The organism is Vibrio sp. Vb1026 (assembly GCF_033338745.1).
GTDB classification, from domain to species: Bacteria; Pseudomonadota; Gammaproteobacteria; order Enterobacterales; family Vibrionaceae; genus Vibrio; species Vibrio alginolyticus.
In genome coordinates this window covers 19098-29243 of record NZ_JAWOTH010000029.1, presented here as the reverse complement: position 1 = coordinate 29243, position 10146 = coordinate 19098, and the positions used below count along the sequence as shown (strand labels likewise).

Sequence of the window (10146 nt, the reverse complement as noted above, 5' to 3'; positions counted from 1 at the left end):
TGGTGATTTCTCCAATTGATTTTCCGGTGTAGCGGTTTCCGACGTCTCGGAAAACCAAGTAGTTCTCTCAAAGTTACCTCTATTAACGACACCAAATTCAGAAGCTTTAGAAAAAAGTTTAAAAAAATAACATTGCGAGATTTAGCTAATAAAATTGAAGAAAAGTAAGAAAAAGTGCTCAAGTTTCCACAAATCGAGCCGAGAGGGCTAAACTGTATAGAAAACCAGTAAAAGGAAACAATTAAAGGTAAGTTCGCAGACGATAGACGTGAAGATTAGAAAAGAAAAAGCCCCTTTTCCTTTGAGAGAACTGGGGCTAGGTTGGTCGCCAGAGCCTATGTGGAGATCAAGAGAAATGAACACATTTCCGGCATACCGAGTGCAACTTTACATTGAAAATGATTGGCAGGTGAGAGATGAGAGAGCCGCTCATTCTATTGTAAAGCTGCTTGCCAAAAGCCTGCATTCCCATCCACGTCTGAATGTATTGAGTACAGGCTAAGTAAACTACTGCAATAGTGACATTGCAGAGTTTGGCAACTGTTTCGCTTGAGCAAGAATCGATGTACCTGCTTGTTGCAAAATTTGTGCTTTGGTCATTTGCGTGGTTTCTTTCGCAAAATCTGTATCTTTAATTCGGCTGTTCGATGCGTCAACGTTTTCTTGGATGTTTGCCAAGTTGTTGATGCTGTGACTCAGACGGTTTTGCTTCGCACCTAAGTCTGCACGTTGCGAGTCTACGTATTTCAGTGCCGAATCCAGCACAGAAATCGCGTTTTGAGAACCTTGTACCGTGGTCATATCAATATCTTGTACTGACGTTCTGATAGGTTCATCACTCAGGCCAAGCTCAGATGCTAATCCACCAGAAATAGAAATCTCACCCTGAACGTTTGGATGCGCGACAAAAACTTGCAACTTGCCATCTTCACTTACAGACGCATTAATCATATCAGACTGACCATTAATGTAAGTGGCAAGCTCTTCGATGTCGTCGCCCACTTTGGCATTAATGTTGATTTCTAGATCATCAACATTGCCGTCTTCGTCTTCACCCATACCTGGTAGCGTGATCTTCAAGTCAGATTTAGCTGGGTCAACGCTCCAGTTTTTATCTTTACCGTTCTCAGATAAGAAGGTCACACCGCCCATGCGAGTATCGTCCGCACGAATGCTGGTGAGTCCCATGATCATGGCTTCACCTGAGCTCGCACCAATCTGGAATGCCGCTTCACCGAATGAGCCGTTCAATAGACGACGACCACCAAATGAAGTGGTTTCTGCAATACGGTTTAGCTCGTCAATCAATGCCATTGACTCTTCGTTGATCGCCTGACGCTCAGCTGGAGAGTTAGTACCGTTCGATGATTGAATCGCAAGGTCACGCATTCGTTGCATGACAGAGGTTGCCTCATTCATCGCACCTTCAGCGGTTTGTGCAATCGAGATACCATCGTTCGCGTTACGCATTGCCACATCTAGGCCACGAGACTGTGCAGTTAAGCGGTTAGAGATCTGTAGACCTGCCGCATCATCTTTTGCACTGTTAATCTTATGTCCTGAAGATAAGCGCTCCATCGACGTGTTTAATTCATCAGTCGCTTTGTTTAGGTAACGCTGCGCGGTCATCGCGGAGACGTTAGTACTAACTGTTACAGCCATTTTGCTCTCCTGTTGAGTTCGCAAGCTTTTGCGAAGCGGCCAGCTTTACTCTCATTTGGATAAGCACTGACCGTAAAAGTTACTTGCTAAATCTGCCTTAAACGCAGGGTTTAGAATCTCTAAATCTGTTCTGATATTTTCAATACAATTTGTGTGCCAACTTGCGTGAATTATTTAACTACTTTTAAAAGAATCAAATAAACAATAAGTTAGCTTTATCATTAAGCTATTTCCGGTTTGTCAGCCTCATCTTAGCCCAAGGGTATTGAACGCTGCCCTGTTGCCGCCCGACTTGCCTCCCGCATCATTGCCGCTTTGGGTAAAATCGTGCCGCATGACATCTCAGACTCTCAGGTTACGTCGACTTATCGCGCTTAAGGCTTTGCACATAAGGCATCAAAATCAGACAATGTGTATGAGTGTCATACTAGATGTAGTTAAACAACGTTAGATCTTTGGTCTTACCGAATGCTTGTTGCGATGCCTGTAACGCTCGCGAGTTTTCACTGAACTCGATCACGGCTTTGGAGTAATCCAAGTCCTCAAAGTTGCTCTTCGCTTTTGCCAGAGACAAATTAAAGTCTTCATGATTTTGCTCTTGGATATCCAGCGTACTCAATCGAGCACCGGCATCTGTACGCGCTTTATTCAAATGGATAAAAGCAGCGTGGAATTCTTCTGTCATTTGGTGCAATTTGGCGGTCGCCGACGTATCCGAAACCGATTTGTCTGACCATGCCATTGCATCCTTGAAGGTATCGAAAATGCTGAACTCTGCCCGCTTTTCGATCTCAATGCTGTCACCAGGCGTAATTTGGCCTTTTACATGCACTTTCAGGCCTTTGTATTCAATCCCTTTCTCTGGAGAAAACTCATCGGCATCCACTACTTTGCCGTTACGCTCTAATTGGTAACCAAATTTGCCGTTATTCATATCGACAAATGTCACGCGATACGCCGCATCATCCTTAGCGTCAACGTTAGTAGCTTTGTTTAGCAACAGCTCAGAGCCATTTTGTAGATCGTAATTCGGCTGATAGTCGCCAAATGGGTTTGGTATCTCCATAAACAGCTTGCTGCCAGGATCGTTCATTGGCATCTCAAGCATGCTAGAAACTTTCATTTTGCGCTGATAATCGTCCCCAGCGTATTGCACGCTACCATCTTTATCGCGATAAAATGGTTGGCTTTTTGGCTTAGTGCCAGCAAACACGTAGTTACCAGATTCATCTTGCGAGTTCACCAAGTTAAGGAAGTTGTTCGCAATCTCTTCTAGCTCACGCTTCTTTGCTTGTCGGTCTTCAGCAGAAAAGGCACCGTTAATCATCTCCATCGTTAAGCGCTTCGACTCGTCGGCAAAATTCTCCGCATTGGCGATATTAACTTCGTGGTTTTCTAGACGATTACGCACCAACACTATCGAGCTAAGATATTGTTGTAGCTGTTCTTGTTGCTGACTAATGTTTTGGATGTAATGCGCAGCGAGGGGGTCGTCACTAGGTTTCAGTAACTTTTTCCCTGAAGCAAGTTGCTCTTGGTTGTGGTGAACCTTATTCTCTTGACGACGCAGATCATTTTGTACGGACTGATAGTTATGGAAACTAGAAATTCGGGTTAGCACTTATCTCTTCTCCTTACCTCAGTTGTAAAATGGTATTGAAGGTATCATTCGCCGCTTGCATCACACGTGATGAAGCCATGTACGCTTGTTGAAACTTCATCATGTTGGCCGCTTCTTCATCGAGGTTAACGCCAGAAATAGAAGCAACGCGCTCTTGCGCCGCTTCATGCTCTAAACGAGCGACGGAGGCTAAACGGTTTGCTGTAGAAGATTTCAGTCCAACTTCAGTATTGAGGTTATGATAAACATCGATCAAGGTACTGGATTTTCCATCCATCATCTTGTCTGTTTGGATCTTCTGCATTTTTCTCAAGTTGCCGTTACCACCTTCAGAAGGCACCAAGTTTGCGGTGAATTTATCATTCATCAGTGCGCCTTCGCTCAACTCAAACACGGTTGCATCGCCGTTTTTATACAGCGGATGGCTTTTCGGCACTGAGATTTCAATCATCGGGTTATCTTTATCTAACGGGTATGAGTATTTGTCCGATAGTAAATTACCCTTGTTATCCGTGATCTTTAACCACGGCTTATCATGCTTCTCGTCGGCTGGTTGTACGGTAACCTCAAACTCTTTAACATCCCCCGCCTCACGAATTTTAAACTTGGCGTTACCTTGGGCAAAAGTGGTTGAGGCTTCATAACTTTGTGCGGCAATAGCTTTTGCGTCATTGGTTTCCATCTTTATGATGGCTGCACCACTTCTCGTTGGGCGGAGCAATACGCGCTCACCGGCGCCAAGGCCTTCACCAATTTGCACTTTCATACCATCCAGAACAAACGACGAATCCGAACGGTCGATGTTCAACGACATTTGCTCACCTTTCGGTGTTGTCACGCTGTATTGGTCGCCATCAAAACGCAGCGAATATTCACCACCTTTGATCGCGGAAATGTCCTCGATGTAAACCGCAACATCAGCTTGTGAGTCAGGCGCAGCAAAAACTCGAGATTTTGCCACCAGCTCAGAGTTCACGTCGGTAAATACGTCTTTACCTATCTTGCCGTTGAGATCCAGACCTTGAGATTGCAGCTGATTAATTTTGTAGGAAAAGCCCGTCGCTAAACGGCCCATTTCATCTTGCAGTTGTGGGATGTGTTTGTCGCGCATTTCAAGTAAAGCGCCGATTTTGCCATCCATATCATCAGACTTGATCGCTTTAATGCCATTCCCTTCCACCATTGCTAATCGTCTTTGATGAACATCCGGATAGCCATCGATCATTTTGAGCTGGCTTGCTTCCGTGCCAGAAACAAGAGTGTGTCCATTGCCGATATGAACATTAAACCCTTCCGCATTTTTGCGTGGGGTTACGGTAACTTTGGTGTACTCTGACAGCTCAGTAACCAGCTTTTCATGCTGATCCATCAGGTCATTATGTGGACCGGGAGTACGCATCATCAGTCGATGAATATCGCGAATTTCCAACGCAAGTTGGTTAACGCGCTCAATGCCCATATCCAATTTTTTATTGGTGACATCAGATTGCAGTCGCACGGTTTCGTGGAAATCATTTAATGTATCAGAGAAGATTTTCGCCTTTTCCAATACCACTTTTCGTGCCCCTAAATCGTTCGGGGTATCTGCCATGGTTTTTACCGCATCGAACCACTCATTCAGGTTCTCAGGAATTTTCTTCGATGCCACAGAGCTCAACATACTAGAGAGCATATCAAGATTGTCTTGGGTATCCGTTTTGTTGGCATTGTTGGTCGACGACAGGTTCAGTTCATTCACGGCAAACTGATCCCACGAGCGGCGAACATTTTCCACATGCACACCCATGCCGTAGGTAGAACCACCAAACATGCGCGGATCATTCGTGCCTTGGATAACAGACTGACGGCTATAACCCTCTGTATTAACATTAGAAATGTTATGACCAGTGGTGTTTAATTGTCTCTGAGCAGTAAGCACACTTTGAGTACCTACATTCAGAAGATCTGACGCCATACATGCCCCCGAAAACGAAATATAAATCGGCAAAACCGATCACCTAGACACATTAAAAGCAAAAGATGTGCCAAGTGATAGAAAGGCGTAGATGTTCAGATAAAGTGAAGGCTTGCACTATGGCAAGCCTTCGAGAACGTCATAAATTGTCGCAGAGACATTACATACTTTCGATTTTATCCTTCACCTGCAGGACTTTATCTGCGTAATTCGGATCGGTCGCGTAACCCGCACTGTGGATACCGCGAATAAACAACTCTGAATTCCCGCGTTTCTGCAATGCTGTCTCGTAACGTGGGTTGTCATTCAAAAATCGTACAAAGTCATTAAAGCTGTCTTCGTAACTTGAGTAGGAGCGAAACGCTGCCGTCTCTTTCACTGGCGTGTTATCGTGGAACTCTAAAGTTTGAGTCGTCACTTTGTCACCCTGCCAGCTTCGATCTGCTTTGATATTAAATAAGTTGTTGCTGCTGCCACGCGCGTTCTTCACGACCTTTTGTCCCCACCCCGTTTCCAAAGCGGCTTGCGCAAGTAGCAGAGATGGCTCGACTCCTAGGGCTTTCGCAGCTTTCTCCGCGTATGGCTTCATCGAGTTAACAAAGGATTCTGGTGAATCGAATCGAGTGGGTTCATTGCTTGGTCGAGATAGTTGACCAGATTCAATCAAGCGCTGTTCAATCTCGCGCGCTTTTTTCGGGTCAACACGACGATATTCCGCAGCATTGTTTGCCGCATCACGCATAGCCGTTTCTTTTTTGTCGTTCCCTTGCCCAGCCGTTAATTGCTTAACAATCATATCGGCCAGTCCCATTGAACCAGACGAACTCAATTCACTCGCCATCTGTTCATCCAACATTTGTCGGTAGAACTTCTCGTTTTGGCTGTTCATCATGTTGGACTCAAAGCCCTCATTGGCTTCACGCATGGATTTCAACATCATGGAGGTGAAGATCGATTCGAACTGACGAGCAGCCGCATGCAATGCTTCTTGCTCGCCATCTTTTCCCTCTTTCACTGCTTTTTGACGCAGAGTGTCCAGAGAACTGATGTCATGGATAAAACCAATGTCGTTAGGATTGTTCATTATACCTACCTCCTAACCATTAAATGATGATCAACTGGCCTTCAATGGCACCAGCTTGCTTCAATGCTTGTAAAATTGCCATCAAGTCCGAAGGCGCAGCCCCGACTTGGTTCACGGCACGGACCAAATCATCCAACGTTAAGCCTGGTTCGAACTTAAACATTTTGCCTTGCTCTTCGCTGACTTCGATATCCGAGTCTGGTACGACTACGGTTTGCCCACCAGAAAAGCCGTTAGGCTGGCTAACATTCAGGTTTTCTTTGATCGCAACCGTCATGCCGCCGTGCGTTACTGCTGCTGGTTTAAGACGCACATGCTTACCAACTACGATGGTGCCCGTGCGAGAGTTAACGATGATTTTGGCTGCACCATCTGCTGGGTCGAACTCTAGGTTTTCGATTGCCGATAAGAACGCAACACGCTGGCTGACGTCACGAGGAGCACGCACGCGCACTGATGTCGCGTCAACAGCGCTCGCCATTTGTGGGCCAAGGAAGTTGTTTACAGCATCCGCCATACGTTGAGCCGTTGTGAAGTCTGACTCAAGCAAGTTGAACGTGATGTAATCACCACGACCAAATGGGTTTGGAATTTCTCGCTCTACTGTCGCACCACTAGAGATAAGACCAACGGTTGGATTGTTACCTACGATTTTAGAACCGTCAGCGCCTTCAGCACTGAAGCCGCTCACCACTAAGTTACCTTGAGCAACCGCGTAAACTTGACCGTCGAGACCTTTGAGGAACGTTTGTAGTAGCGTACCACCACGCAAACTTTTAGCACTTCCGATGGAAGAGACTGTCACGTCCACTTGCTGACCCGGTTTAGAGAAAGGCGGCAATTCTGCCGTAACCATGACTGCGGCAACGTTTTTAATTTTTGGCTTTGTGCCCGGCGGCATCTGAATGCCGAAGTTTTGCAGCATGGCGGCGAAACTTTGCTCTGTAAACGGGTTCGCTTCACCCGTACCAGGTAAGCCTGAAACCAAACCATAACCCACGAGTTGGTTGCTTCGTACACCTGCCACTTGCGCGACGTCTTTGATACGTGCGGCTTGGGCTACGGTAGAAAACAGAGCAACGCTCATCAGTACTAAAAGGAGTTTTTTCATGCTTACTTATCTCTTGCAGTCAAATTGCCGTCAGCAGGGCGTGTTATAGCGCTACGTTAAAGAATCGTGCCAAGAAGCCTGGCTCTTGCATATCTTGTTGCAAACCAGTGCCAGAGTACTGAATTCTTGCGTTAGAAACTCGATTTGATGCAATGGTGTTGTCGAAATTAATATCATCCGGACGAATAGTGCCACTTAAACGTATGTACTCATCACCCGTATTTAGCGTCATCCACTTCTCACCGCGGATCACGAGGTTGCCGTTTGCCAGTACTTCGATCACCTCAACAGTGATGTAACCACTGATGCTGTTGCTCTGCTTTGCAGAAGAGTCACCTGCAAATGAGTTGGAGTTGTTTAGGTCATAAGAGAAATTATATTTTCCGCCAATTTGCAGCTCTTCTCCGCCCACTTGAAGCGGGTCCATTTGCGCTTCATTGGTTTTCGATAAATCGGCATTTGCGCTTTTCGTCGCACTGGTTGTCTCATCCAGTGTTACGGTAATAATATCGCCAATACCACGTGGTTTAGAATCGTCGTAGAGATCGGTAATGTGCTCGGCGCTAAACAACGAACCTGTTGCAGCAGCGTAATGCTCAGGCTTGTTTTTCGGATGAATTGGAGCCCACGCAGGGTCGCCAGCAACCGGATCACTTCTACCACGTAAAGTATCTACAATACCGCTGCTCTCTTCTTTCGATTTATCGCCTTCTACTGCGTCGACCACAGTGGTTGCTTGTGTCACTTCATCCGTTTCAATCGGTTCCAACATGGCACAGCCCGACATCGTAGCAATCAAAGCGAGTAGGCAAATACGTTTCATCGTGAGCTCCTCAAATCTTGCTCTTAATCGTTACAATTGCTGGTTAACGAAGCTCATCATCTTATCGACTGACGAGATCACTTTTGAGTTCATTTCGTAAACGCGCTGGGCTTCGATCATGTTGACCAACTCTTCTGTTACATTCACGTTGGACGCTTCCAGCATGGATTGACGAATTTCCCCCAAACCGTCCAAACCAGGAACACCCTCTTGTGGATCGCCACTGGCACCCGTTGGTAAGTAAAGGTTCTGACCAATTGGCTCTAGGCCACCCGGGTTAACAAAGTCTGTAATGGTTAGCTGACCAACGACTTGGTTGTCTTGCTGACCTCGGACGCGAACCGACACTTCACCATCCGTACCGACAGTAATAGAAATCGCATCTTCTGGAATCACAATTTCAGGCTCTACAGGGTAGCCAGAACCCGACGTGACTAACGTGCCTTCACCATTTAGCGTGAACTGACCGTTACGGGTATAACCGATGTTGCCGTCCGGCAATGTCACTTGGAAAAAACCGTCGCCTTCCACCATCATGTCCAGTGCGTTGGTCGTTGTCTGTGCATTGCCGTGCGTGTGCACTTTTTGCGTCGCAACCACTTTAGAACCCGCACCTAACATCAAGCCACTTGGCAGTTCCGTGTTCTGAGATGACTGGCCGCCAGGCTGGTTGATGTTCTGATAGAACAAATCTTCGAATACTGCACGGCTCTTTTTGTAGCCGACAGTAGAAGCGTTCGCCAAGTTGTTCGAAATCGTGGCAATGTTGGTTTGTTGGGCGTCTAGACCTGTTTTACTTACCCATAGTGCTGGATGCATAGTGAACCTCTAACTCTGTTAACTCATACGAAGCAGTGAATCTGAAGATTTATCCATTTCTTCAGCTGTGCTCATCATCTTGACTTGCATTTCAAACTGACGTTGTAAGTCAATCAATGCGGTCATTTCACCTACGGCATTCACGTTACTGCCTTCTATCGCTCCCGTCTGGAGACTAACAGTCGCGTCTGCTTCGTAAGGTTGGTTTGGAGTTTTATGGCGAAATAAGCCATTGGTGTCTTTAAACAAGCTTTGATCATTAGGCTTAACGAGCTTAATGCGATCAACCGCTTGGAATTCTTCTGCCGGGGCACCTTGAGGAAGTACAGAGATGGTGCCATCCCGACCGATTTCAATTTTGGAGAGAGGGATAGGCAAAGTAATCGGCGCGTCGTTTTCACCCAGCACCAAATGACCACTTGCGTTGGTAAGCATGCCATTTTGATCGACTTTTAGGTTGCCGTTACGGGTCAACCCTTCTTTCCCTGTATGATCGAGTACCGATATCCAACCGCTGCCTTCAATCGTCACATCCAGATCACGCCCTGTTGTAATCACGCTACCTTGAGCAAAGTTATGCCCTGGACGCTCTGTCATGCTGAATACACGTGAAGGATGGCCTTCACCATAAGCCTGCATTGAGCGAGCCTGTGCTAAATCAGCCCGAAATCCGGTCGTGCTTACGTTAGCCAAGTTATTAGCGCGCAATTGTAGTGCCTGCATATTTTGCTTGGCGCCACTCATTGCGAGAAACAGTGCGCGATCCATAAATTACTCCAAAAAATCTCTCTGTACACGGAGTAGAAAGCAATAGTTATGCCAAAACAAAAATAGACTTATTAATCAATACTTTGAATTAAAAATCAACAATGAAAAGAGGTCAATAGAGGCAGAAAACTGTAACGAGAGGCAAGGTTTTGATCCATACGGCGGCAACAGCGGCAAATCGTAGATCAAAGCATGCTTAGCCTGAGTGAGGTGTATTCAGGCTAAGCATCAGATGAATGTCATGATGAAAATGAACAAAGCGGTAATTACTAAGAAGCAATCACACGCCATTGCTTACTCAAGC

At 46.1% G+C, this 10146-nt stretch carries 8 protein-coding genes; all 8 read right to left on the bottom strand.

Translation table 11 applies throughout. The annotated features are described in order from the left end of the window. Positions 1-507 precede the first annotated feature (507 nt). The 8 genes from R7E47_RS23040 to flgF all read right to left on the bottom strand — a co-directional run bounded on the left by R7E47_RS23040 (position 508) and on the right by flgF (position 9842). Positions 508-1662, bottom strand: a complete 1155-nt coding sequence (locus R7E47_RS23040; protein WP_064369047.1) for a flagellin — start codon at positions 1660-1662, stop codon at positions 508-510. Between the two features lie 427 nt (positions 1663-2089). Beyond that, on the bottom strand, positions 2090-3283 hold the full coding sequence (flgL, locus tag R7E47_RS23035; protein ID WP_005382037.1) for a flagellar hook-associated protein FlgL: 1194 nt from the start codon (positions 3281-3283) through the stop codon (positions 2090-2092). Between the two features lie 13 nt (positions 3284-3296). Beyond that, the gene (gene flgK, locus R7E47_RS23030; RefSeq protein ID WP_085570131.1) at positions 3297-5237 is read right to left on the bottom strand and encodes a flagellar hook-associated protein FlgK; all 1941 of its coding nucleotides are present in this window, start codon (positions 5235-5237) and stop codon (positions 3297-3299) included. A 160-nt stretch (positions 5238-5397) separates the two neighbouring features. Next, positions 5398-6324 (bottom strand): flagellar assembly peptidoglycan hydrolase FlgJ, encoded by a 927-nt coding sequence (gene flgJ / locus R7E47_RS23025; RefSeq protein WP_042522768.1) that lies wholly within the window; start codon positions 6322-6324, stop codon positions 5398-5400. Between the two features lie 16 nt (positions 6325-6340). Further along, positions 6341-7432, bottom strand: coding sequence for a flagellar basal body P-ring protein FlgI (locus tag R7E47_RS23020; protein ID WP_005393118.1), 1092 nt, complete (start codon positions 7430-7432; stop codon positions 6341-6343). A gap of 43 nt (positions 7433-7475) precedes the next feature. Then, the gene (gene flgH, locus R7E47_RS23015) at positions 7476-8255 is read right to left on the bottom strand and encodes a flagellar basal body L-ring protein FlgH (protein WP_005382033.1); all 780 of its coding nucleotides are present in this window, start codon (positions 8253-8255) and stop codon (positions 7476-7478) included. Positions 8256-8285: 30 nt separating this feature from the next. Beyond that, positions 8286-9074 (bottom strand): flagellar basal-body rod protein FlgG, encoded by a 789-nt coding sequence (gene flgG / locus R7E47_RS23010; RefSeq protein ID WP_005382032.1) that lies wholly within the window; start codon positions 9072-9074, stop codon positions 8286-8288. Between the two features lie 18 nt (positions 9075-9092). Next, positions 9093-9842 (bottom strand): flagellar basal-body rod protein FlgF, encoded by a 750-nt coding sequence (flgF, locus tag R7E47_RS23005; RefSeq protein ID WP_005382031.1) that lies wholly within the window; start codon positions 9840-9842, stop codon positions 9093-9095. Between the last annotated feature and the right edge of the window lie 304 nt (positions 9843-10146).

Bases quoted from the DNA above. Each gene is read 5' to 3' on its own strand.
- R7E47_RS23040 (WP_064369047.1), bottom strand. From the start codon at position 1,662: ATGGCTGTAACAGTTAGTACTAACGTCTCCGCGATGACCGCGCAGCGT.
- flgH (WP_005382033.1), bottom strand. From the start codon at position 8,255: ATGAAACGTATTTGCCTACTCGCTTTGATTGCTACGATGTCGGGCTGT.
- flgG (WP_005382032.1), bottom strand. From the start codon at position 9,074: ATGCATCCAGCACTATGGGTAAGTAAAACAGGTCTAGACGCCCAACAA.
- flgF (WP_005382031.1), bottom strand. From the start codon at position 9,842: ATGGATCGCGCACTGTTTCTCGCAATGAGTGGCGCCAAGCAAAATATG.
- R7E47_RS23020 (WP_005393118.1), bottom strand. From the start codon at position 7,432: ATGAAAAAACTCCTTTTAGTACTGATGAGCGTTGCTCTGTTTTCTACC.
- flgK (WP_085570131.1), bottom strand. From the start codon at position 5,237: ATGGCGTCAGATCTTCTGAATGTAGGTACTCAAAGTGTGCTTACTGCT.